Below are 23,634 nucleotides of genomic sequence, written 5' to 3'. Positions count from 1 at the left end.
TGGTTGCGGGGGGCTGTCAGGTGCTCAACTCCTGGGCCAGCACTGCTGCTTGGACCCGGCTGCGTAGGTTGAGTTTGGCGAGCAGGCGGCTCACATGGGTTTTCACCGTGGCCTCCGCCATGTCCAGGCGTACCGCGATCTCCGCGTTGGAGAGGCCCTGGCCGAGGCAGCCGAGGACCTCGCGTTCGCGGCGGGTGAGGGTGTCCAGGGCGGCCGGGGCAGGGGCGTTGGGGGTGCGGGCGGCGAACTCGGCGATCAGGCGGCGGGTCACCGCGGGGGCGATCAGGCCTTCGCCGCGCGCGACCGTGCGCACCGCGTCAAGGAGGTCGGCCGCCTCGGTGTTCTTGAGGAGGAACCCGGCGGCGCCGGCGCGCAGCGCCCCGAAGACGTACTCGTCCAGGTCGAACGTGGTGAGGACCAGGACGTCGGCCAGCTGCTCGGCGACTACCTGACGGGTGGCGGTCACGCCGTCGACGCGGGGCATCTGGACGTCCATCAGGACCAGATCGGGGCGCAGTTCGCGGGCGCGGGCCACCGCCTCCGCGCCGTCCGCCGCCTCGCCGACGACCTCGATGTCCGGGGCACTGCCCAGGATCAGGACGAGTCCGGCGCGTACCGCCGACTGGTCCTCGGCGACCAGGACCCGGATCATTCGCTTCCTCCTTCCACGGGCAGCGCGGCCCGTACGTACCAGATCGTGCCGTCGGCGTCCTCGCGCGGGCCCGCCTCGAACTCCCCGCCGAGCAGCGACGCCCGCTCCCGCATGCCGACGAGCCCGGCCCCCGAGCCCGGCGCGCGCGGCCCCGACGGGTCGCCGAACGGGCTGGTCACCGTCACCGTGAGGGTCTCGCCCGGGAGGCTCAGGGCGACGTGGACCGGTCCGGGCGCGGCGTGCTTGAGGGCGTTGGTGAGGGACTCCTGGACGATCCGGTACGCGGCCAGCTCGACCGGGGCCGGGAGGCGGGGGGAGCGGGTGCGGCGGTGGTCGGCGAGCGTGCGGCCGTCGAGCGAGGGGCCGTCGAGCGTGACGTCGAGGCCGTTGGCGCGGGCCTGTTCGGCGAGGGCGGCGAGGCCGTCGAGGGTGGGGGCGGCGGCGGGCTCGTGGTCGTCGCTGCCGTCCCGGAGCAGGCCGATGAGGCGGCGCATCTCGGCCAGTCCTTCGACGCTGTTCTCGCGGATCACGCCGAGGGCGTCGCGGGTGGTGCCCGGGTCGTCGAGGGAGAGCGCGGCCGTGGAGTGGATGGCGATCGCCGAGAGGTGGTTGGCGACCATGTCGTGCAGCTCGCGGGCCATCCGGGCGCGCTCGGCGGTGACGGCCTGGGTGCGGTCCATCTCGGCGAGCAGCGCGGTCTGTTCGGCCCGCAGGCGGGCGGTCTCGGCGGCGTCCCGGTGGTTGCGGACGATCGCTCCGGTGGTGGCGGGCGCGAAGCCGACGAGCCCGATCATGACGCCGAGCAGCACGGCCTCGGGCTCCTGGAACCAGGCCAGGAACCCGATCGTCGAGCCGACCGTGACCAGACCGGTGGTCCACGGGATGCGCCGGGCGGCGGCGGGCGAGCCGTAGAGCACTGCCGCGTACGCGAGGTCCGCGAAGAGGATGATCGTGACCAGGCTGCCGGGCGTGAGCTGGTCGGCCACGAGCAGCAGCGTGCCCAGCGCGAGCGCGGTCTGCGGGAGCGTGCGGCGCAGCAGCTCCAGGGCGGACATCAGGACCAGCGGCAGCAGCAGCCAGGCGTCCGGGAGCGCCGGGAACGGCGGTGTGCGCAGCCCGATGCCGAGGCCCCACAGGCCGAAGCCGCCGAGGAGTCCGGACACGGCGATCAGGACGTCGACGCGGTGCGGCCGGGGCAGGGGCGCACGGCGCGGCGGTGCCTGCGATTCCTGCGGGCGGTCCGCCGCGCGGGGCGGGCTCTCGGAAGTCACCCGTCCATCCAACACGGCGGACCCGGCCGTGGCGTCCGTACGCGGGTCGATGGGGGAGCGGCCGGGACTGCATCCTTCGATGTACGCGGACTTCGTCTGTGCAGACGACGAAGGCCCGCGCGGCGGGCGGGACGCTTGAGGGACCGCGAGAGGAGAGTCCCGTGATCGTCACGCTCATCGTCATCTGCGAGGTCGGCTTCTGGGTGCTGCTCGCGCTGGGTCTCGCCCTGCGGTACGGGGCGAAGATGCCGCGCGCGAGCATCGCCGTACTGCTCTGCGAGCCGCTGCTCGAAGTCGTGCTGTTCGTGGCCACCGCGATCGACCTGCGGGGCGGTGCGGTGCCGGACTGGAAGCACGGCCTCGCAGCGGTCTACATCGGCTACTCGGTCGCGCTCGGCCACTACACGATCAAGTGGGTCGACGTCCGCGTGGCCCACCGCTTCTTCGACGGCCCGCCGCCGGCCACGCCCCGGTACGGCATGGCCCGAGCCGTGCACGAGTGGAAGCTGGCGGCCCGCTGGGTGCTGGCCGCGGTGATCGCGACGGGGCTGCTGCAGGGCGCGATCTGGTACGTGGGGGAGGCGGGGCAGACCGGCACGCTCGAGCAGTGGCAGCAGAAGATGCTCTTCGTCATCGGCATCAACGTGGTGATCGCGGCCTCGTACACGCTGTTCCCGAAGACGGAGCCGGCGCCCCAGGGAGCCGAGCCCCGCACGAGCGTGCGCTAACGCTCGCCGCCCGGCACCCACAGCACGTCCCCGACCTCCTTGTTGGCGACCCGGGCCAGGATGAACAGCAGGTCGGAGAGGCGGTTCAGATACGTGGCCGTCAGCGCGTTCATCGTCTCGCCGTGCACCTCGAGGGCCGCCCACGTGGAGCGCTCGGCCCGCCGCACGACCGTGCACGCCTGGTGCAGCAGGGCCGCGCCGGGCGTGCCGCCGGGCAGGATGAACGAACGGAGCTTCTCCAGCTGCTCGTTGAAGTGGTCGCAGTCCGCCTCCAGCTTGTCGACGTAGGACTGCTCGACTCTCAGCGGCGGGTACTCCGGGTTCTCGACGACCGGGGTGGAGAGGTCCGCGCCCACGTCGAACAGGTCGTTCTGGACGCGGGTCAGGACCTTGACGATCTCCTCGCCGAGGTGGCCGAGCGCGATCGCGGTGCCGAGGGCGGCGTTGGCCTCGTTGGCGTCCGCGTACGCCGCGATCCTCAGATCGGTCTTGGGGGCGCGGCTCATGTCGCCCAGAGCGGTGGTGCCGTCGTCCCCGGTGCGGGTGTAGATGCGCGACAGAATGACCATGCCGTCGAGGTTACTCCGGGGGTCCGACAGCGGCTCGGGCCCGACCGGCCCGCAGGGCCTCCGACGCCGCCGCCGGAGCGCGGACCTTCCGGTGGAAAACGCCCCAACTGCGCGGTGCGGACAGGCTGATCGCATGTCCGAGGGGTGGACCGGTGTGATGTCCGTCAGATGAGACGTGACGCGCATCTCGTAGGCCCCCAACCGGCGCTCACGCCCGCTAGTCTCCGCCGAAGAGTTGGTTGTGAACCGCGGGTAAGACCGCAACTGTCAAAGGGGATCACACAGTGGCACGGAAGCTCGCCGTCGTCGGAGCCGGACTCATGGGGTCCGGTATTGCTCAGGTCTCCGCTCAGGCGGGCTGGGACGTGGTTCTGCGCGATGTGACCGACGCGGCCCTGACCCGTGGCACCGACGGCATCAAGGCCTCGTACGAGAAGTTCGTCAGCAAGGGCAAGCTCAGCGCCGAGGACGCGGAAGCCGCGCTCGCCCGGATCACCACGACCACCGACCTGGACGGGGCCGCGGACGCGGACATCGTGCTCGAGGCCGTCTTCGAGAAGCTCGAGGTCAAGCACGAGATCTTCCGTGCGCTCGACAAGATCGTGCGCCCCGAGACGGTGCTCGCCTCCAACACCTCCGCCATCCCGATCACCAAGATCGCGGCCGTGACGGAGCGTCCGGAGCGGGTCGTCGGCGCGCACTTCTTCTCGCCGGTGCCGATGATGCAGCTCTGCGAACTGGTCCGCGGCTACAAGACCAGCGACGAAACCCTCGCCACCACAAGGGAGTTCGCCGAGTCGGTCGGCAAGACCTGCATCGTCGTGAACCGTGACGTCGCGGGCTTCGTGACCACTAGGCTGATCTCGGCCCTCGTGGTGGAGGCCGCCAAGCTCTACGAGTCGGGCGTCGCCACCGCCGAGGACATCGACATCGCCTGCAAGCTGGGCTTCGGCCACGCGATGGGCCCTCTGGCCACCGCCGACCTGACCGGGGTCGACATCCTGCTGCACGCGACCAGCAACATCTACACGGAATCCCAGGACGAGAAGTTCGCTCCGCCGGAGCTGATGCGCCGCATGGTCGACGCCGGCGACATCGGCCGCAAGAGCGGGCAGGGGTTCTACCAGCACTGAACTGCCGTACCCCGGCCGGACATCCGCACGCGACCCGTACGCGGACCGGCCGGGTCCCCCGCAGGGGTGAATTGCGTATCGGTTCGCTCACGGACGACAACTTCTGCGTCCGTGAGCCAGTCAGTTCAGTGAGACCACAGTTGGGACTTAACGGACGACGGTGGCGACGACGCCACAGCACTCTCGGGGAGCGCATATGCACATCAGGGGCGACCACGCCGAGCTGACCGTCGGGGGCAGCCTCGACGTCCGAAGCGCGGCGGACGCCCGAACTGCCCTGCATTCGGCCCTCGATGAGGGCGCCGGCGACCTCGTGCTCGACCTGTCGGACCTCGCCGCCCTCGACGCCACCGGACTCGGCGTCATCATGGGCGCCCACCGCCAGGCCGGCCGCTGCGGGCGCCGCCTGGTCCTGCGCAACGTACCGCCGCAGATGCAGCGACTGCTCGTGGCCACCCGGCTGCACCGCATCCTCGCCATCGAGGGCGGCATCGGGGCGCATCCCCTGTGACAGGCGTCATCGCCCACGGCGTGAGCAGCAGGATCTGCCACATAAGGCGCACAAACCGCGCAAGTCGCACCAGCCGCACGACGAGCGCCGCCTCGACAATCCCGGTGAGACCGGGACGTCCCGGACGGCGCACCACCCCGGTGTTCCGCGAAGCCGTACCACGGTCTAAGGTTCGGTCGCTCACCGATCCGTGAGTGCCGGACCAGAAGCGACAGAGCCGTATGCGAAAGGCCGGGGAAGCCAAGGCGTACGAAGCTTTTGGGGGCTTTGACCATGGACCCGACGAGCCGGGGACCCGAGGAGCACGGCCAGGACGGCCGCAGCCCCCACATCCCCGCGACCCCCGCGCACCCGGCCAGGCCGCACCGCGACTCCTCCCCGAACTCCGCGAGCCGGGGCTACCCCACGACGCCCGAGTACGGAACCGCCGCGCCCGTGCGCACCGTTCAGGTGACCTCCGGGGACTATCTCCTCACCGTCAACCCCGTCGACGGCAGCGAGATCGAGCCATGCCCGCCCGGTGTGCAGCCCGCGCGCCCGCAGCGGTACGAGGCGGACGAGCGGGCCGCCCGCGCCGGCGCCTCCGTGCCGCCTCCGCCGCCCGGCCTCGCCGTGGTCCGCCCGCCGCTCCTGGAGCGCCAGGAGGTCCGCGAGCGGCTCACCCGACTCCTCGCCCGTGGCCGCTCCGTACGCCTCACCGGACCCGCGGGCTCCGGGCGCACCGCGCTGCTCGACGCCGTCGCCGAGGACTGCGCCGACCTCGCGCCCGACGCCGTCGTCCGGCTCTCCGGCCACTGCCGCACCCCGGCCGAACTCCTCCACGAGCTGTACGAGGCCGTGTACGCCTCGCCCGGACACCGGCCCGACGAGTCCCAACTCCGCGGTCACACCCACGACATCGGCGCCGTCGTCGTCCTCGACGACCTGGAATTCGGCGGCGCGGCCCTGCAGGACTTCCTCGACGCCGCCCCGGAGTGCGCCTTCCTGCTCGCGGCCACCCCGGTCGTCGCCGCGCCGGCCGCCGACTCGCGCCTCGAAGAGGTCTTCCTCGGCGGACTCGACCGGGCCGCCGGCCGCAAGCTCCTCGAACTCGCCACGGGCCGCCCCCTCGGCGACGAGGAGGAGGCGCTCGCCGGCGACCTGTGGTTCGAGTCCGAAGGGCTGCCGCTGCGCTTCATGCAGGCCGGCGCGCTGCTGCGGCAGCGCGACCAGCTGCTCGCCGACGCGGCCGACGCCGAAGGCGGCCCGGAGGAGGTCGAGCCCGTACCGCTGCCCTCCCTCGCCGAGGCCGCCGCGCCCGCCGCGCTGCTCGCCTCCCGGCTCAGCGAATCCGCCCGCGCCGCCCTGGAGTTCGCGGTCGCGCTCGGCGGCGAGGTGCCGCACCAGGCGCATCTGCCCGCCCTCGTCGGCGACACCCACGCCGACGCCGCGCTCGGCGAGCTCGCCGCCGTCGGGCTCGTCGGCCCCACCGGAGCGCGCCACCGCCTCGCCGCGGGCGTCCTCACCCAGCTCGAAGCCGCCGGGTACGGGGACGCCGCGCCCGCCCGCGCGCACGCCGCCGCCCAGCACTACGCCTGGTGGGCGGGGCACCCCTCGGTCACCGCCGAACGCGTCACCGCCGAGTCCGACGCGCTGCTCGCCGCCCTCACCGCCCTCGTGCCCGGCACGGAGCCGGGCCACCTCGGCTCCGCCGTCCTGCTCGCCCGTACCGCGTCGCCCGCGCTCGCGGCGGGGCTCGCCTGGGGCGCCTGGGAACGGGTGCTGCGGGTCGGCCAGGAGGCGGCGCGGCTCGCCGGCGAGGTCGCCGAAGAGGCCTACTTCCACCACGAGTTGGGCGTGCTCGCGCTCCTCGGCGGCCGTCTCGACCGGGCCCGCAGCGAGCTGGAGGCGTCCATCGGGATGCGGGGCGCCCTCGCCGACAAGCGGGGCACCGTCGCGGGCCGCAGGGCGCTCGCCCTGGTCTCCGACCGGGACGGCACGACGCCGCCCACGGGACTTCCGGTGAGCCGGCGTGAGGGGCCCGCGTCGCCGCCGCGCGGGGTGGCCGCGGCGCTGCCGAGCCCCGGCTTCGAACCGGACGAGATCCAGACGGTGCTGAGCCGTACGGCGCCCGAGCCGCGGGAGGAGGGCACGCGCAGGGTTGCCGTCGCCGGTACGCGGCGCAACCTCGCCGCGGCGGGTGCGGGGGCGTTGCTCGCCGCCGTGCTCGGCACCGTGGTGACGTTGGGGGCGATCTCCGACGACGAACAGCCGGCCGAGTCGGTCAGGCCCGACCGTACGACGGGTCAGCAGGACGAACTGCCCGCGGAGCGGCCGGAGTCCGACGACCCGAGCAGTGGTCCCGCGGTTCCGTCCGCGCCGAGCAGTTCGGGTACGCCGAGCAGTGGGGCGCCCTCGGACAGCCCGAGCGGGAGCGAGTCCCCGGACCCGAGCGGGTCGCCCTCGGACGAACCTTCTACGTCGCGGCCGCCGAGCTCTTCCGAGCCGCCCACGTCCTCGAAGCCGCCGAGCTCTTCCAAGCCGCCTACGACGTCGAAGCCGCCCACGTCCGAGCCGCCGCCGTCCTCGCCGGATCCGGATCCGACGTCGAGCGCGCCCGACTCCAGTGAGCCGGCGAGCAGTGCGGCGGGGAGTCCGTCGAGCGAGGGCTCGTCGACGGATCCGGCTGATCCGACTGCGTCGGAGGGCTCGGTGGCGTGAGGGGTGGGGGCCTGGCTTGCTTGCTTGTTCCCCACCCCGCCCCTTCCCGAAGTCCGCAGCGCCCTCCCCGGAGACTGCCGCCCCGACCCCCTGCCTCGGGGCTCCGCCCCGGCCCCCGGCTGCGGGACTCCGCCTGGGGGCTTCGCCCCGGGCGCCCCGGCCCCGGTCGTTCTTCGGCTGCCCGCTTCGTCGTGGCTGGTCGCGCAGTTCCCCGCGCCCCTGAAAAGCCGGGGCTTCGCCCCCGGCCCTCGGTCGTTGTTCGGCTGTCCGCTTCGTTGTGGCTGGTCGCGCAGTTCCCCGCGCCCCTGTCGGGCCCCGGCTGTGTCCGTGACCGGTCGCGCCCACGCGGCGGTGCCGCAAGTGTCACAGCCCCGCGCCCCTGTCGGGCCCCGGCTGTGTCCGTGACCGGTCGCGCCCACGCGGCGGTGCCGCAAGTGTCACAGCCCCGCGCCCCTGTCGGGGCCCCGGCTGTCGTCCGTGACCGGTCGGGTCCACGGGGCGGAGCCGCAGATGTCACAGCCCCGTGCCCCTGAAAGATCAGCCGATCAGCCCCGTCCCGCAAAATCCAGCCCCTCCGGCGTTTGAGGAGCGGGGGGCCGGGGGCGGAGCCCCCGGGGGCTGTCCGCAGGACTTTCGGGAAGGGGCGGGGTGGGGAAGAAGAGGGGAGGAGGACGGGGCCCGAGTCGACCAGGTGGGGGCGGGGGCCGGTATACGAAGACTCAGAACAGGCGCAGCTTGTCGTCCTCGATGCCGCGCAAGGCGTCGTAGTCCAGGACCGCGCAGTCGATGCCGCGGTCCGTGGCGAGGACGCGGGCCTGGGGCTTGATCTCCTGGGCCGCGAAGACCCCCTTCACCGGCGCCAGGTGCGGGTCACGGTTCAACAGGTCGAGGTAGCGCGTGAGTTGCTCCACGCCGTCGATCTCGCCGCGCCGCTTGATCTCCACCGCCACCGTCGCACCGTCGGCGTCCCGGCACAGGATGTCGACCGGGCCGATCGCCGTCGGGTACTCGCGGCGGATCAGGGTGTATCCCTCGCCAAGTGTCTCGATCCGGTCGGCGAGCAGCTCCTGGAGGTGCGCTTCCACGCCGTCCTTGATGAGGCCGGGGTCGACGCCCAGTTCGTGCGAGGAGTCGTGCAGGATCTCCTCCATCGTGATGATGAGCTTCTCGCCCGCCTTGTTCACGACCGTCCAGACGCCGGCGTCGTCCCCCGAGCCCTCCTTCAGGGTGCACGGCGGGGACATCCAGTTCAGGGGCTTGTAGGCCCTGTCGTCCGCGTGGATCGAGACACTGCCGTCCGCCTTCACGAGGATGAGGCGGGGCGCGAGGGGGAGGTGGGCGGTGAGCCGGCCCGCGTAGTCGACGGAGCAGCGGGCGATGACGAGACGCATGGTCGGCAACGCTACTGGACACCCCCCGCTCCGCGCGAAACGCCCTCGTGGAACGGCCCGCACCGGGCGGACGGAGCCGTGAACTCCGTCCCTTTTACCGGGAAGAACACCGTTCGCCCCTGGCCGGTTGTGCGTGCATTCTCCTGGTGCGGGCAGGACAGGTTGCATACCGTTGGAAGCGGGTCGTCGTCACGCGTGCACGCTGCGTATGCGTCGCCCTTGCCTGTCCGTCAGCCCCCGCTCCCCGGGGGTGCGAGAGGAGAACCCATGTCGCTCGACGTCTCACCGGCACTGTTGGAACAGGCCGAGCGAGGCGAGGTCGACGAAGCCGCATTCGTCGACTGCGTCCGGACCTCCCTGCCCTACGCATGGGAGATGATCAGCTCTCTGGTGGCCCAGCTGAAGGTGGACGGCGGCGAGTTCGCCGACAACCAGACGCCGCCGCCGAACGAGCAGGCGCGTGGTCAACTGCTGCGTGCACTCGCGAGTGACGCGATACGAGGGGCGCTGCAGCGCCACTTCGGAGTGCGTCTCGCCTTCCAGAACTGTCATCGCGTCGCGGTCTTCCCGCTCGGCTCCGAGGCCGACGACCGCCACGCCAAGTTCACTTCCGTACGGGGCCAGTTGCTGAACCAGTCGCCGGAACTCCGGGACTGCTGAGACCTGTTGCTGCCGTCCCGTACGCAGGAGGTGTCAGTCCGGGGCGGCAGCCCACCGGTCGTCATACGTGCACGAACGGTCCCTCAACCGAGCTGCGGCAGCACCTCCGCGCCGATCCGGCGCACGTTCTCCTCCGTCGCCGCCAGGTCCCCGGAGCCCTCCATGAGCAGCGCGAACCGTGTGATGCCGGTGCGCTCCGCGGTCGCGGCGAGCCGGTCGGCGCACAGCCGGGGCGTGCCCACCGGGTGGATCCGGCAGAGCATCTCGGTGTACGCGAGCGGGTCCCGCATCCGCCGCGCCCGGCCGTCGACCGTCACATGCGCGTCCAGGCCCTGCTTCAGCCAGCCCGGCATCGCCTTCAGGAGCGCCTCCGCCGCCTGCGCGCCGCGGTCCGCGACCTGCGCCACCCCGGCCGAGACATGCCCCGCGGCCCGTACGACGTCCGGAGAGTGCCCGGCGGCGAGCGCGCTGGACCGCCACAGCGCCACCATCTCGGCCTTCTCCTCGTCCCCGACGTGCATGCCGAGCAGCATCGGCAGTCCGCGCTCGGCCGCGCGCCGGACGCTCGCCGGCGAGGTGCAGGCCAGCACGACCTCCGGTCCCGCCGGTCCGGCGAGGGCCTCGTCGGGACGCGGAACCACCGCCACCTCACGGAAGTTGAACTGCTCGCCCGATGCCCCGACCCGTGGCTCGCGCAGCCAGTCGAGGAGCAGGTCGAGGGCTTCCGGGAAGCCGTGCTCGTACGCCCCGACGTCCTTGCCGAAGACCTCCAGGTCCACCCACGGACCGCCGCGCCCCACGCCGAGCGTGAAGCGGCCGCCGCTGGTGAGGTGGAGGAGCGCGGCCTGCTCGCCGAGGGCCACCGGATGCTGCGTCGGCAGCACGCTCACCGCGGTGCCGACGCGGATGCGCCGGGTGCGGCCGAGCAGGAACGCCGCGAACGTCGTCGCCGAAGGGCACACCCCGTACGGCACGAAGTGGTGCTCGGCCAGCCAGACCGAGTCGAGTCCGGACTCCTCGGCGACCTCGCCGATGCGCAGGGCCCGGTGCAGCGCCTCTCCCTGGCCCTGGCCGGGAAACTGCGCGGCCAGTACAAAACTTCCTACACGCATCGCACTCCTGCCTCTCGGCGCCGACGCGGCCCATCCCCTAAGGGCAACAACGCGCAGCACGTGCCAAAGGCACGGCCTGGCATACAGGTTGGCCCATTTTCATACGGGAGAGTGCCCCGGAAGGACGGTCGTCCCGGCGAGGTTCGGGTACCCCGACCGGCGGCGCGTAGGCTGGAGCGGTCCACCGGCTTCCGTACGCACGTGAGGTGTCCCGTGTCTCCGCGCCGCAACCGCCCCAAGGGCGCAGGCTCCAACGGCAGGGGAGCGGACGACGACCGTCCGCGTTACGGCGGGCATCAGTTCACCGAGTCGTGGCAGGGCGAGGAGTTCAGCGTCCGGCACGTCGCGGGTTCGGGCGGGCCCGGCAAGACGTACCGCTGCCCCGGCTGCGACCAGGAGATCCGCTCGTCCGTGCCGCACGTGGTGGCCTGGCCGGAGCACGGCGCGGGCGTCGACGACCGCAGGCACTGGCACAAGGCGTGCTGGAACGCGCGGGACCGCCGCACCACGCGGGTGCAGCGGTCCCGTAACGCGCCGAGGTTCTGAGCTTCCCTTCGCGGGGCCCGGGGTCAGACGTCCCTGGACTCGGTGGAGGCGAACGCGCCGGCGAGGGCGAGCGCCGCCAGGCCGAGCATGATCCAGAGCGGCTCCCAGCCCGTCGGCCCCGAGCTGGCGAGCGAGTCGCCGTACAGCGCGACCAGCTGGCTCGGGATCGAGTACTGCAGCAGGAACTCCTGCACGTCCTTCATGGACTCCGAGAACATGAACATCGCGAGCACCAGCGGCAGCAGGACCACGCCGATCATGATCGTGATGGCCCCGGCGGAGTGCCGTACGAGGGCGCCCACGGCGAGCGACAGCAGGCCGAGGGTCGCGACGAAGAGGCCCACGCCGACCGTGCCGCGCAGCCACTCCTCGCCGGTCGCGCTCACCGCGTCGACCATGCTGGTCTGCAGCGCGGCCACGAGCGCGGTCGCGATCGTCGTGATGACGAAGACCAGGACGAAGAACACGATCGCCTTCGCGGCCAGGATGCGGCTGCGCGAGGGGCAGGCGGTGGTCGTCGTACGGATCATGCCGGTGCCGTACTCGGAGGCGATGGTCAGGACGCCGAGCGTCACCACGCACAGCATGCCGAGCATCACGCCGAAGGAGCCGAGCCCGATGGCGGACGCCCCGGTGCTGCTCACGTCGGACGCGGCGGCGACGACGCCGACGAGCGTGCCGATGCCGAGGACCAGGACGAGCATCACGCCGAGCGTCCACATCGTGGAGCGCACGCTGCGGATCTTCGTCCACTCCGAGGCGAGCGCGTGCCCGAGGTTCGTCTTCGTGATCGGGATCGGCGAGACGTACGTGTCCACGGGCGGGCCCGACTGCCACTGCTGCTGGGCCTGTTGGGCCTGCTGGTCCTGCGGGGCCGGCAGGGTGCGCAGCATCGCGGTGTGCTCCTGCGGCGGCTGCTGCGGTTGCGGCTGCTGCGCGGGCTGGCCCTGCGGGGGAGCGGGCGGCATGGACGGGGGCTGGTGGGGCGGCTGCTGCGGCGCGGAGGGCGGGGGTGGAGTGCTCATCGGGTGGCGTCCTCGTCGTCGCTCTTGGTCGGTTCTGCGGCGGGCGGAAGCGGCTGGGCCTGCGGCTGCTGGGCCTGCTGTCCCGGCTGAGGCTGCTGCGGCTCGGGGAGCTTGCGGAGCATCGCCGTGTGCTCCGGCGCCTGCTGCTCCTGCGGGGCGGGCAGCGTGCGCAGCATCGCCGTGTGCTCCGGCGCCTGTGCCTGCGGAGGCTGAGCCTGCGGGGGCTGGCCCTGCTGAGCCGCGTACGGGTTGGGCCGGCCGCCCTGCTGCGGGGCCGGCGGCGGGTACCAGCCCGGCTGGTCCTGACCCGGCACCGGCACCGGCGGCGCCATGCCCGGCGCCATCCCCGGCGGCATGCCCGCGGCCTGCGGCTGCTGGAATCCGCCCAGCTGGTCGGCCGTGGAGCGGTAGTCCACCGCGCCCTGCGTGAGCCGCATGTACGCCTCTTCCAGGGACGCCTGGTGCGGCGAGAGCTCCCACAGGCGTACGTCCGCGTCGTGCGCGAGGTCGCTGATGCGCGGCAGCGGCAGGCCCGTGACGCGCAGCGCGCCGTCCTGCTCGGGCAGTACCTGGCCGCCCGCCTCGGTCAGCGCCGACGTCAGCTTCTCGCGCTGCTCCGGCTCGGTCTCGGGCGTGCGTACGCGCGCGAAGCCCGCCGAGTTGGCCGCGATGAACTCGCGGACGCTCATGTCGGCGAGCAGCTGGCCGCGGCCGATCACGATCAAGTGCTCGGCGGTCAGCGCCATTTCGGACATCAGGTGCGAGGAGACGAAGACTGTACGGCCCTCGGCGGCGAGCGACTTCATCAGGTTCCTGACCCAGAGGATGCCCTCCGGGTCCAGGCCGTTGACCGGCTCGTCGAAGAGCAGCACCTGCGGGTCGCCGAGGAGCGCGGCGGCGATGCCGAGCCGCTGCCCCATGCCGAGGGAGAAGCCGTTGGACCGCTTCTTCGCCACGTCCCGCAGGCCCACGACGCCGAGTACCTCGTCGACCCGGCTGGCCGGAATGCCGGACAGCTGGGCGAGCGAGAGGAGGTGGTTGCGGGCGTGCCGGCCGCCGTGCACCGCCTTGGCGTCGAGCAGCGCACCGACCTGGCGGGGCGCGTTCGGCAGCTTGCGGTAGGGGTGTCCGGCGATCGTGACGCGCCCGGACGTGGGGTTGTCGAGCCCGAGGATCATCCGCATCGTCGTGGACTTGCCCGAGCCGTTAGGCCCGAGGAAGCCGGTGACGGTGCCCGGCCGGACCTGGAAGGAAAGGTTGTACACGGCCGTCTTCGCGCCGTAGCGCTTGGTCAGGCCGGTTGCCTCGATCATTCTCCGCACCCATCGAGTGGTCAGGTCGTCGGGGCAGTGCTCACGCCCCCGTAAGGGTTAGGAGGATATCCACGCCTTGACGGTTCCGGCCAAGTCGGGTGAATGACCCGACACTCGTCCGCGAAGAGCCGGGCGGCCTCGTCGCGCACGGCCGCGTCGGCCCGCGCCGCCTTCACCCAGGACCGCGCGTCGGGCCCGAGCAGCGCGCGCAGCGCCGCCGAGGCCGCGAGCAGCCCGGCGAGCAGCGCGCCCTGTTCGCCCGCGGCCAGCGGCAGCCCGTCGGGCCCGGCGAGCACGCCCCGCTCGCCGGTGTAGATCCACGCCCCGGAGCCCATGACGTACGTCTCGTCCAGCCAGCGGCGCCGGTAGTTCGGCAGCTCGGTGTCGTCCACGGCGGCCAGCTGCGCGTCGTCGAGCCAGCTGAGGACGAGAGTGCGGCTGCGGTCCGGGTCCGGGTAGGGCGCGGCGGCCACATACCCGGCGCGCCCGACATGTGCGGAGCACCCGACGCCGATGCCGCGCACCGGGACCGGGATCATCGGCACGTCCGAGCCGAGGGACCGCTGTCTGAGCTTGTACGCGACCTGGGCGGGGCAGGCGTTGGAGCCGACGGCGAGCACGGGGTGGCGGCGCTCCAGGTCGTCCAGGACCTGGTCGAGCCGGGGCCCGCCGCGCTCGACGCGCAGCGCACCGAGGGGACCCTCCGCGCCGTCGAGCCGCAGCAGCCGGTCCCCGCGCAGCAGGGCGGGCCAGGGCACGGGTCGCCCCGGATACGTCAACGGCTCCTCGAACGGCACGACGGCGAGCCCGAGTTCGAGAAGAGTCCGCCCTTCCATGACTGCCTCCTGCTGACGACCGGCCTCAGCGGGTGCGCCCCGAAGGGGCGCGGGGAACTGCGCGCTCAGCCCGAGACGGCCCGCACCCGCCGACGAAACAATCAGAGGCAACCCCGTAGGCGCCCCACGCAACCCCTACGCATCCCTCCGCTTGAGCAGTACATACCCGCCCAAGACGGCGACGGCCACCCACCCCACCATGATCGCCAACCCGCCCCACGGCCCGTACGGAGTGTCGTCGTCCAGCGGGCTGACCACCTGCATGATCTTCTGGCCCGCCTGGTCCGGCAGGAACTGGCCGATCTTCTTCGTGGCCGAGACGTTGCCGAGGATGCTGGAGACCAGGAAGAAGAACGGCATGAGGATGCCGAGCGACAGCATCGGGCTGCGCAGCATCGCGGCGACGCCCATGGAGAAGACCGCGATCAGCGTCATGTAGAGCCCGCCGCCGATCACCGCCCGCAGCACCCCGGGGTCGCCGAGCGCCGCCCGCTGGTCGCCCATCGCGGCCTGGCCGACGAAGAACGTGATGAAGCTGGTCGCCATGGCCACCACGAGGGCGAGCCCCGTGGCCACCGCGATCTTGCTGAACAGGAACGCCGCCCGCTGCGGCACCGCCGCGAGCGAGGTGCGGATCATCCCGGTGCTGTACTCGTTCGACACCACGAGCACCCCGAACACGATCATCGCCAGCTGCCCGAGCCCCATGCCCGCGAAGCTGATCGCGGTCGGGTCGAAGGTGAGCCGGTCACGGGCGTTCATGTCGGCGAAGTCGTTCTTGGCGAGGATCGAGATGAGCAGGCCGAGCCCGATCGTCACGACGACGGCGAGGCCGAGGGTCCACACCGTCGACGCCACCGAACGGATCTTGGTCCACTCCGACTTGAGTACGCGTCCCGAGGACATCCGCTCAACTCCCCGCCTTCGTCCGCCGCTGCTGCCGTGCCCACTGCTCGCCCCACCCGTTGGTGTCCGGCGGCCCCGTCTCGGAATGCGCGTGGTACTCCACCGACTCGGCGGTCAACTGCATGAACGCCTCCTCCAGGGACGCCTGCTGCGGGCTGAGTTCATGGAGGACGAGATGGTGCTCGGCGGCCAGCTCACCGACCTGCTCCGACCGCGCGCCGTCCACCTCCAGGGTTCCGTTTCCGGCCTCGACAGCGGGGATCCCGGCCTGCCGCAGGACGTCCCTGAGCCGTTCCTGCTGCGGTGAGCGCAGCCGTACGTACGACCGGGAGTTCTGCCGGATGAAGTCGGCCATCGAGGTGTCCGCGAGGAGACGGCCCTGGCCGATGACGACCAAGTGGTCGGCGGTGAGCGCCATTTCGGACATCAGATGCGAGGAGACGAAGACCGTACGGCCCTGCGCCGCGAGCCCCTTCATCAGATTCCGGATCCAGTGGATGCCCTCGGGGTCGAGGCCGTTGACCGGCTCGTCGAACATCAGGATCTGCGGGTCCCCGAGCAGCGCGCCCGCGATGCCGAGCCGCTGCCCCATGCCGAGCGAGAAGCCCTTGGCCTTCTTCTTCGCGACGGCGGTCAGGCCGACCGTGTCGAGCACCTCGGCCACCCGCGACTTCGGGATGCCGTTGGACTGCGCCAGGCACAGCAGGTGGTTGAAGGCGCTGCGCCCGCCGTGCATGGCCTTGGCGTCGAGGAGGGCGCCGATGTACTTGAGCGGGTGCCGGATCTGGTCGTAGTGCCGGCCGTCGATCCGCACATCGCCCGCCGTGGGCCGGTCCAGGCCCAGCATCATCCGCATCGTGGTCGACTTGCCCGCGCCGTTGGGCCCGAGGAAGCCGGTGACGACGCCGGGTCTGACGGTGAAGGTGAGGTGGTTGACCGCGACCTTCTCCCCGAACCGCTTCGTCAGGCCCTCGAGCTCGATCATGCGGCCACGCTAAAACGGGAGAAAGCCCCCTGCCACTTGAGTGACAGGGGGCTCGCTCCGGCTCAGCGCATCACGGCAGCAGCCGTGCGATCACCGGGTCTGCTGCGCGGGAACACCGCGGCTGACCGGCTCCTCCTCGCCGCCGGGCGCGGCCTGCGCGGCCACGGCGGCACCGGTGAGGGTGGCCAGCATCTCGCGCACGTTGGTCAGCTGCGCGTTGATCGAGTCGCGACGGTTGGTCAGGGCCGCCAGCTCGCGCTCGGATTCGCTGCGGATGCGGTCGGCCTTGGCGTTGGCGTCCGCCACGATGTCCTCGGCCTGACGCTGCGCGGTCTCCACCGTCTGGCGCGCGCGACGCTCCGCGTCCGTACGCAGCTTCTCGGCCTCCAGGCGCAGCTGCTCGGCGCGGTGCTCGATCTCGGCGAGGCGCTTCTCGGCCTTGGCCTGACGCGAGGCCAGGTCGCGCTCGGACTGCTCGCGGCGCTTGGCGAGGTTGGTCTCGAAGTCGGCGGCGGCCTGCGCGGCCTTGGCGCGGGTCTCCTCGAAGAGCGCGTCCGCCTCTTCGCGCTTGGACTGCGCGTCCTTCTGGGCCTCGGTGCGCAGCGCGTTCGCCTCGCCCTTGGCCTTCTCGACGATCCGGACGCCCTCGTCCTCGGCCTTGGCCTTGCGCTCGGCGGCGAACGCCTCGGCGTCGTTGCGCACCTGCTGGGCGGCGGACTCGGCGAGCTCGCGGTGCTGCTCGGCGGCCCGACGGGCCTCCTCGCGCAGGTCCTTGGCCTCCTCCTCGGCGAGCCGGAGGATCTTCTCGACGCGGGCGCCGAGGCCGGCGTACGACGGCTCCGCGTCGTTCACCTGCGCCTGGGCGTTCTGCGTCTCGAGGTGGAGCTCCTCGATGCGCTTTTCCAGAGCAGTGATACGAGCGAGAGCGGAGTCACGGTCGGAGACGAGCTTGGAGATACGTTCGTCCACCTGAGCGCGGTCGTACCCACGCCGCACAAGCTCGAAGCCGTAGGGGGAAGTGTCGCTCATGGGGTTCCTGTCAACTGAGACCGGTGAGGTGTTAGGAGGAATCCTAGGGGTCGAAGCGGCGTGTCATCGAGCAGTTGCCCGTTTGATCTGGAGAATGACACCCCTTTTGGGTGGCTCATGGCCGGACGGCTTGCCAGCGGGGTGCCCCAACACCCTTGCCGAGCACGGAAGATGGCGTTCCGGCTAGTTCTCGGACGACTTCCCACCCGAACGAGGGGCCCCGACCGTCGCACCGGCCTTGACGCCGCCGGAGCCGCCGCCCGCCTTCCCGCCGCCGCCCGCCGAGGGCACCTCGAAGGACTCCAGGGCTTCCAAGACGTCCTGAACGCGGGAGATTTCGGCGTTGATGTCCTCGCGCCTGCGCACCAGGACGTCCAACTCGCGCTGCCCCTCCTCGACGAGCCGCGCCGCCTCGCGCTCGGCCTCCGACTTGACGCGCTCGGCCTCCCGCACGGCCTCGGCCTTCCGCTGCTCGGCCTCCTTGATGAGCCCCTCCGCCTTCTTCACGGCGGAGATGCGCACCTTGCTCGCCTCCGAATCGGCGTCCGCCCGCAGCTCCTTGGCCTTCGCCTGCGCCTCGGCCAACTGTTCCTCGGCCGCCTTCACCAGGGCGTCACAGCGTTCTCCCGCAGATTTCATCTGCTCCGCCGACTCGCGCCGCGCCCGCTCGTGCAGCTCCTCGATCTCGCCGGTGACCCGCTCGCGCAGCTCCTCGGCGCGGTCCCGGATCTGGGTCGCGTCCCGGCGTGCGCCGACGAGGAGTTCGTCCGCGTCCGTACGCGCCTTCTCGACCATCGAGTGGCCTTCCGTACGCGCCTCGGAGACCAGGCGCTCCGCCTCGTTGCGGGCAGCGCCGACCATCGTGTCCGCCTGCGTCTCCGCGTCCGCCGTCGTCTTCAGCGCCTTCTCGCGCGCCTTGGCCGTCAGCTTCTCCGCCTCGGCCGTCGACTCCGTGATCAGCTTGTCGACCTGCTCGGCGGCCTCCGTACGACGCTTGTTGGCGTCCGCGCGGGCCTCGTCGCGCGTCTTCTCCGCCTCGGCCTGCGCCTCGGCGCGCAGCCGCTCCGCCTCCGCGGCGGCCTCCGCCTTGACCCGCTCGGCCTCGCTGCGGATCCGCTCCGCGTGCTGCTGCGCCGAGCCGACCGTCTCCGCCGCCTCCGCGCGCAGCCGCTCCGCCTCGCCGCTCGCCTCGGCCAGCTGACGGTCCGCCTCCGCGCGGGTCTCTGCGCGCAGTTGGTCCGCCGCGGCCTGGCTTTCGGCCCGCAACTGCTCGGCCGCGGCCTCGGTCTCCGTACGCAGCTGGTCGGCGGCGGCCTGCGTCTCCGTGCGCAGCTGCTCCGCCGCGGCCTGCGTCTCCGACTGCAGCCGCTCGGCCTCCGAACTGGCCTCGCCGATCAGGCGGTCGGCCTGCTCCGCCGCGTCCGTACGGATCCGGTTGGCGTCGTCGCGGGCCTCGGCGCGCGTGCGCGAAGCGTCCTGCTCGGCCGTGGAGAGCCGCTCGGACGCCTCCGTACGCGCCCGCTGCGCGTGCTCCGTCGCCTCCGACTTGAGCCGCTCGGCCTCCGCGAGCGCCTCCGAAACCGTGCGCTCCGCAAGGGACTTGGCGGCGTCCGTCTCCTCCTGGGCCTCACGCCGCAGCCGCGCCGCGTCCTCGGCCGCGCGCTCCCGCTCCGCGTACGCGTCCGAGCGGACCCGCTCCGCCTCCTCGGTGGCCTCGCCGCGCGTGCGCTCCGCGGCGTGCTCGGCGGCCGAGCGCAGGCCGGTGATCTCCTCCTGCGCCTGCTCGTGCAGACCGGCCACGGAGTCCCGCACCTGCTGCGCCGTCAGCTCGGCCGCGGCGACCAGATCGCCGGCCCGCTGGTCCGCCTCCTCGACCAGGCGATGCGCCTCGGCCTGTGCCTCCTCGACCCGCTTGCGCGCCGCGGCGAGCAGCTCCTCGCTCTGCTCGCGGGCCCGCTCCCGCTCCTGATCGGCCTCCGTACGCGCCGAGTTGAGCAGCTCCTCGGCCTCCCGGCGGCGCCGCGCGGCCTCCTCCTGGGCGGCGGACAGCGCCTCGGCCGCCTCCGTGGAGACCCGCTCGGCGGCGGCCGCGGCCTCCGCGCGCACCCGGTCCGCGGTCTCCTGCGCCTCGGCCTTGAGCCGCTCGGCCTCCGTCGCGGCCTCACTGCGCAGGCGTACGGCGACGGCCTCGCCCTCGGCCCGCGACTGGGAGGCCTCCGCGGCCGCCTCGTCACGCAGTCGCTCGGCCTCCTTCTCGGCCTGCGCCTGCAGCGTGCGCACGCGCTCGGCGGCCTCGGTGCGCAGCCGCTCCGTCTCGTCCGCGGCCTCGCGCCGGATCCGCTCGGCCTCGGTACGGGCGTCCTGCAGCGCCGTCTCCGCCGAGCTGAGGCGCTCCTCGGCCTCGGTGCGAAGCCGCGTCAACTCCTCGGCGGCCTCGGCCTGTCGGCGCTCGATCGCCTCGTCGGCCTCCTGGCGCAGCTGCCGCGCGGCCTCCTCGGCCTCCGATTTGGTGGCCTCGGCCTGCTCCTGGGCCTCGTCGCGGTGCCGCTCGGCCTCGGCGCGGGTGCGCTCCAGGGTCTCCTCGGCCTGCTTGCGCAACGACGTCGCGCGCTCGATGGCCTCGGTACGGACCTTCTCGGCGTCCGCGCTGGCCGCGGTGCGCAGCTCCTCGGCGTCGCCGCGCGCCTTGGTGAGCAGCTCCTCGGCGGAGGCCGCGGCCTCCTCGATCTTCTGCACCGCCTCGCGCCGGGCCTCGGCGCGGATCTTCTCGCCCTCGGAGACCGCCTCGGCCCGCAGCTGCTCGGCCTCGCCGCGCAGCCTGCGCGCCTCCTCCTGCAGCTCGACCGTCTTGGCGCGGTACTCCTTGGTGTCGTCCTTCGCGGCGCCCTTGAGCTCCTCCGCGATGTCGTGCGCCTCGGCGCGCAGGCGGTCCGCCTCGGCCTCGGCCTCGCTGCGGATCCGCTCCGCCTCGTCGCTCGCGGCCTTGGTGGTCTTCTTGGCGTCCTCCGCGGCCTTGTTGAGCGCCTCCTCGGCGCTGCGCGCGGCCGCGGCCAGCTGCGTCGCGGTCTCCTCGGCCGTGATCGTACGAGCCTTCTCGGCGGCCTCGGCGATCAGTTTCTCGCCCTCGGCGCGGGCGTCGGCGAGGGCCTGCGCGGCCTCCTCCTTGGCGGCCTCGGACTCCTTGGTCGCCTCGCCGACGAGCCGGGCCACCTGCTCCTTGGCCGTACGCGTGCGCTGCTCGTTGGTGGCCTCCGCGGTGGCCAGGGCCTTCGACGCGGACTCGGTGGCCTCGGCGACGACCTTCTCCGCCTCGGCCCGCGCCTCGCGCAGCGCCGTCTCGGCCTCGGTCATCCGCTGCTCGGCGGTGCGGTTCAGCTCGGCGGACTGGCGGCGGGCCTGCTCGCTCTCGGTCGCCGTCGTCGAACGCAGCTGTTCGGCGTGGTCGGCGGCCTCCTGGGCCTGCGTCGACGCGGCGTTCAGGAGGCGCTCGGCCTCGGCGCGGGCCCGGCGCAGGATCGTCTCGGCCTCGGCCCGGCCGGCCTCGGCCTCGCTGGTGAGGCGCTGCCGTGCCTCGGTGGTGAGCCGCTCGGCCTCGGCGCGGGCGGCGGCAAGCGCCTGCTCGGCCTCCGTACGCGACTCGTCGACGAGGCGGCGGGCCTGCTGCTCGGAGCGGGCCCGGAGCTGCTCGGCCCAGGCCACGTTCTCGTTGACGTGCGACTCGACGGTCTGGCGGCGCTCGTTGAGCTCCTGGTCGAGCTGCTGGCGCCGGGACACGGCCTCGGAGTGCAGCTCGGCCTGCAGGCGGGCCTGTTGCTCGGCGTGCTCCTGCAGGATGCGCTGGGTCTGGGCGCGGGCGTCCCGCAGTTCGCGCTCCGCGTCGGCGCGCAGCTGGTCGGCCTGGATCTGGGCGTTCCGCAGCAACTGCTCGGCCTGGTAACCGAGATCGGCGGTGTCGTAGGCAGGACGGGACGCGAGGCTGCGGCGTGCCTCGTGCAGCTTGGCGCGCAGCACCTCGACCTGGTAGCCGAGGTCCTCGGCGTGCTGAACGGCCTTCTCCCGCTCGGTCTTCAGCCGATCCATCTCGGCCTCGAACCGCGAGAGACTGTCGGTCCGGCCGGTCTCAGCCCGCGAGTTGTCCTGGCGTTCGTAGCCCCGCACTGCGCGGTCCCATCCTTCCCCGAGCTCTCGGCATCTCCCCCAGCTGTCGCTGGGTGGTGCCCCCAGAGCAGGGGAGCCCCACTCCTGGTCGCAAGTTCTGCAAGCGAGCACCGTTCATCGGCCGAACGGGGCCCCCGGGGAATGGTGACAGATCAACGGCGTTCGAGGGGCTGCCGCCCAGACGCAGCCGCCGCTCGACCCCCAGTGACCCCGGGGCGACCCCGGACCCCGGACAACGGCCGCCCGATCCACGCGACGGCCGCCCCCAACCCTACCGGCCCAGGGAAGCGGAGGTCAGTGGTCCTGAGAGGGCTCCGTCGCGGAAGTGACCAGTTCGGTGAGGACTCCGTGGCAGTCCTTGGGGTGCAGGAAGGTGATCCGGGACCCCATCGAGCCGATCCGCGGCTCGCCGTAGAGCACCCGCACACCCTTGTCCTTGATCGCGGCAGCGTCCGCGTCGACGTCGGCGGTGCCGAAGGCGATGTGGTGCACCCCCTCGCCGTTCTTGTCCAGCCACTTGGCGACGGTGGAGTCCTCCCGGATGGGCTCGAGGAGCTGGAGGTAGGAGGCGCCGCCGTCGGAGGTCTCGTTGATCTTCAACATGGCCTCGCGCACCCCCTGTTCCTCGTTGACCTCGGTGTGGAAGACCTCGAAGCCGTACGTCGACGTGTAGAAGTCGACGGTCTTCTCCAGGTCGTGGCAGGCGATCCCGATGTGGTCGATGCGTGTCAGCATGCGAACAGTGCAGCGCCTCGACCCTCGTCACGCAACGTGCGCGCGATCACACCGGCAGGCCGGTGACCTCTGGCGGTACCGCTCAGTACATTTGAGGTAAACCCTCGTTCACTCCTCATCCAAGGGGCCGCGCCTCATGTCTGGAACGAACAGCACGACCTCGGTGATCGTCGCAGGGGCCCGTACGCCCATGGGACGACTCCTTGGTTCCCTCAAGTCCTTCTCCGGAGCCGACCTCGGCGGCGTCGCGATCAAGGCCGCGCTCGACCGCGCGGGCGTCAGCGGCGACCAGGTCCAATACGTGATCATGGGCCAGGTCCTGCAGGCCGGGGCCGGGCAGATCCCCGCGCGGCAGGCCGCTGTGCAGGCCGGCATTCCGATGAACGTCCCGGCGCTCACCGTCAACAAGGTGTGTCTGTCCGGGCTCGACGCGATCGCCCTGGCCGACCAGTTGATCCGCGCCGGCGAGTTCGACGTCGTCGTGGCCGGTGGTCAGGAGTCCATGACCAACGCGCCGCACCTGCTCCCCAAGTCCCGTGAGGGCTTCAAGTACGGCGCGATCGAGATGCTCGACGCGATGGCGCACGACGGCCTGACCGACTCCTTCGAGGGCATCGCCATGGGCGAGTCCACGGAGAAGCACAACACCCGCCTCGGCATCGCCCGTCCCGAGCAGGACGAGATCGCCGCGCAGTCCCACCAGCGGGCCGCGGCCGCGCAGAAGAACGGCCTCTTCGACGCCGAGATCACGCCGGTCGAGATCCCGCAGCGCAAGGGCGAGCCGGTCGTCTTCGCCAAGGACGAAGGCATCCGCGGCGAGACCACCGTCGAGTCCCTCGGCAAGCTCCGCCCGGCCTTCGCCAAGGACGGCACGATCACCGCGGGCACCGCCTCGCAGATCTCCGACGGCGCCGCCGCGGTCGTCGTGATGAGCAAGGCCAAGGCCGAGGAGCTGGGCCTCGACTGGATCGCCGAGATCGGCGCGCACGGCAACGTCGCGGGCCCGGACAACTCGCTGCAGTCGCAGCCGTCCAACGCGATTCTGCACGCCCTGAAGAAGGACGGCCTGAGCGTCGACGACCTCGACCTGATCGAGATCAACGAGGCGTTCGCCGCCGTCGCCGTACAGTCAATGAAGGACCTGGGCGTTACCCCGGAAAAGGTGAACGTCAACGGTGGTGCGATCGCCCTCGGCCACCCCATCGGCATGTCCGGCGCCCGTCTCGTCCTGCACCTCGCCCTGGAGCTGAAGCGCCGGGGCGGCGGCGTCGGCGCGGCCGCGCTGTGCGGCGGCGGCGGTCAGGGCGACGCGCTGGTCGTCAAGGTCCCGAAGGCCTGACGGCCTGACGTACACCGTCCGTCGTTCGTACGCGT

General features: G+C 72.3%; 20 protein-coding genes. 7 read left to right on the top strand and 13 right to left on the bottom strand.

The window, feature by feature from the left end:
* Window positions 1-16 precede the first annotated feature (16 nt).
* A complete protein-coding gene (locus QIS96_RS11845) occupies window positions 17-652 on the bottom strand; it encodes a response regulator (RefSeq protein ID WP_282542457.1) in 636 nt (211 codons plus the stop codon).
* Window positions 649-1,851: a sensor histidine kinase gene (locus QIS96_RS11840; protein WP_282542535.1), complete on the bottom strand. Its 1,203-nt coding sequence runs from the start codon at window positions 1,849-1,851 to the stop codon at window positions 649-651. The genes QIS96_RS11845 and QIS96_RS11840 overlap by 4 nt, the downstream gene beginning before the upstream one ends.
* Before the next feature lie 233 nt (window positions 1,852-2,084).
* Between QIS96_RS11840 and QIS96_RS11835 the strand changes: the two genes are divergently transcribed.
* Window positions 2,085-2,651: a hypothetical protein gene (locus tag QIS96_RS11835; RefSeq protein ID WP_282542456.1), complete on the top strand. Its 567-nt coding sequence runs from the start codon at window positions 2,085-2,087 to the stop codon at window positions 2,649-2,651.
* On the opposite strand, the gene QIS96_RS11830 is transcribed toward QIS96_RS11835, so the two are convergent.
* Complete coding sequence (locus QIS96_RS11830; RefSeq protein WP_282542455.1) at window positions 2,648-3,220, bottom strand: cob(I)yrinic acid a,c-diamide adenosyltransferase; 573 nt, start codon at window positions 3,218-3,220, stop codon at window positions 2,648-2,650. The two genes, QIS96_RS11835 and QIS96_RS11830, sit on opposite strands and share 4 nt — an antisense overlap.
* 284 nt (window positions 3,221-3,504) lie before the next feature.
* On the opposite strand from QIS96_RS11830, the gene QIS96_RS11825 reads away from it, so the two are divergent.
* The 3 genes from QIS96_RS11825 to QIS96_RS11815 all read left to right on the top strand — a co-directional run bounded on the left by QIS96_RS11825 (window position 3,505) and on the right by QIS96_RS11815 (window position 7,564).
* Entirely contained in the window at window positions 3,505-4,353 is an 849-nt protein-coding gene (locus tag QIS96_RS11825) for a 3-hydroxyacyl-CoA dehydrogenase family protein (protein WP_282542454.1), read from the top strand.
* Window positions 4,354-4,549: 196 nt separating this feature from the next.
* Window positions 4,550-4,864, top strand: coding sequence for an STAS domain-containing protein (locus QIS96_RS11820; RefSeq protein ID WP_282542453.1), 315 nt, complete (start codon window positions 4,550-4,552; stop codon window positions 4,862-4,864).
* Between the two features lie 273 nt (window positions 4,865-5,137).
* Complete coding sequence (locus tag QIS96_RS11815; RefSeq protein WP_282542452.1) at window positions 5,138-7,564, top strand: MalT transcriptional regulator family protein; 2,427 nt, start codon at window positions 5,138-5,140, stop codon at window positions 7,562-7,564.
* A 719-nt stretch (window positions 7,565-8,283) separates the two neighbouring features.
* Here the strand turns inward: QIS96_RS11815 and nucS are convergent.
* Entirely contained in the window at window positions 8,284-8,955 is a 672-nt protein-coding gene (nucS, locus tag QIS96_RS11810; RefSeq protein ID WP_282542451.1) for an endonuclease NucS, read from the bottom strand.
* A gap of 267 nt (window positions 8,956-9,222) precedes the next feature.
* Between nucS and QIS96_RS11805 the strand changes: the two genes are divergently transcribed.
* Entirely contained in the window at window positions 9,223-9,615 is a 393-nt protein-coding gene (locus QIS96_RS11805; RefSeq protein WP_282542450.1) for an SCO5389 family protein, read from the top strand.
* An 83-nt stretch (window positions 9,616-9,698) separates the two neighbouring features.
* Here QIS96_RS11805 and QIS96_RS11800 read toward each other — a convergent pair whose 3' ends face one another.
* Complete coding sequence (locus QIS96_RS11800) at window positions 9,699-10,727, bottom strand: LLM class flavin-dependent oxidoreductase (protein WP_282542449.1); 1,029 nt, start codon at window positions 10,725-10,727, stop codon at window positions 9,699-9,701.
* Window positions 10,728-10,940: 213 nt separating this feature from the next.
* Here QIS96_RS11800 and QIS96_RS11795 point away from each other — a divergent pair, with 213 nt between their 5' ends.
* Window positions 10,941-11,273: an ATP/GTP-binding protein gene (locus QIS96_RS11795; protein WP_282542448.1), complete on the top strand. Its 333-nt coding sequence runs from the start codon at window positions 10,941-10,943 to the stop codon at window positions 11,271-11,273.
* Window positions 11,274-11,296: 23 nt separating this feature from the next.
* Here the strand turns inward: QIS96_RS11795 and QIS96_RS11790 are convergent, their stop codons facing one another.
* The 8 genes from QIS96_RS11790 to mce all read right to left on the bottom strand — a co-directional run bounded on the left by QIS96_RS11790 (window position 11,297) and on the right by mce (window position 22,260).
* Window positions 11,297-12,166: an ABC transporter permease subunit gene (locus tag QIS96_RS11790; protein WP_408907167.1), complete on the bottom strand. Its 870-nt coding sequence runs from the start codon at window positions 12,164-12,166 to the stop codon at window positions 11,297-11,299.
* A 128-nt stretch (window positions 12,167-12,294) separates the two neighbouring features.
* Complete coding sequence (locus tag QIS96_RS11785) at window positions 12,295-13,611, bottom strand: ABC transporter ATP-binding protein (protein WP_282542446.1); 1,317 nt, start codon at window positions 13,609-13,611, stop codon at window positions 12,295-12,297.
* Between the two features lie 20 nt (window positions 13,612-13,631).
* Window positions 13,632-14,447: a hypothetical protein gene (locus QIS96_RS11780; RefSeq protein WP_282542445.1), complete on the bottom strand. Its 816-nt coding sequence runs from the start codon at window positions 14,445-14,447 to the stop codon at window positions 13,632-13,634.
* 135 nt (window positions 14,448-14,582) lie between these two features.
* Entirely contained in the window at window positions 14,583-15,353 is a 771-nt protein-coding gene (locus QIS96_RS11775; RefSeq protein ID WP_282542444.1) for an ABC transporter permease, read from the bottom strand.
* A 4-nt stretch (window positions 15,354-15,357) separates the two neighbouring features.
* On the bottom strand, window positions 15,358-16,338 hold the full coding sequence (locus QIS96_RS11770) for an ABC transporter ATP-binding protein (RefSeq protein WP_282542443.1): 981 nt from the start codon (window positions 16,336-16,338) through the stop codon (window positions 15,358-15,360).
* 90 nt (window positions 16,339-16,428) lie between these two features.
* Window positions 16,429-17,367 carry a coiled-coil domain-containing protein gene (locus QIS96_RS11765; protein WP_282542442.1) on the bottom strand — a complete coding sequence of 313 codons (939 nt, stop codon included), beginning with the start codon at window positions 17,365-17,367 and terminating at the stop codon, window positions 16,429-16,431.
* A 183-nt stretch (window positions 17,368-17,550) separates the two neighbouring features.
* Window positions 17,551-21,525 (bottom strand): polarized growth protein Scy, encoded by a 3,975-nt coding sequence (scy, locus tag QIS96_RS11760; protein ID WP_282542441.1) that lies wholly within the window; start codon window positions 21,523-21,525, stop codon window positions 17,551-17,553.
* 294 nt (window positions 21,526-21,819) lie between these two features.
* A complete protein-coding gene (gene mce, locus QIS96_RS11755) occupies window positions 21,820-22,260 on the bottom strand; it encodes a methylmalonyl-CoA epimerase (RefSeq protein WP_282542440.1) in 441 nt (146 codons plus the stop codon).
* A 136-nt stretch (window positions 22,261-22,396) separates the two neighbouring features.
* On the opposite strand from mce, the gene QIS96_RS11750 reads away from it, so the two are divergent.
* A complete protein-coding gene (locus QIS96_RS11750; protein ID WP_282542439.1) occupies window positions 22,397-23,599 on the top strand; it encodes an acetyl-CoA C-acetyltransferase in 1,203 nt (400 codons plus the stop codon).
* The last annotated feature ends 35 nt before the right edge of the window (window positions 23,600-23,634 follow it).

Source organism: Streptomyces cavernicola, assembly GCF_029968035.1.
Taxonomy (GTDB): Bacteria; Actinomycetota; Actinomycetes; order Streptomycetales; family Streptomycetaceae; genus Streptomyces; species Streptomyces cavernicola.
The sequence above is the reverse complement of the archived record's forward strand: the minus strand, read 5'-3'. Positions and strand labels throughout refer to the sequence as shown.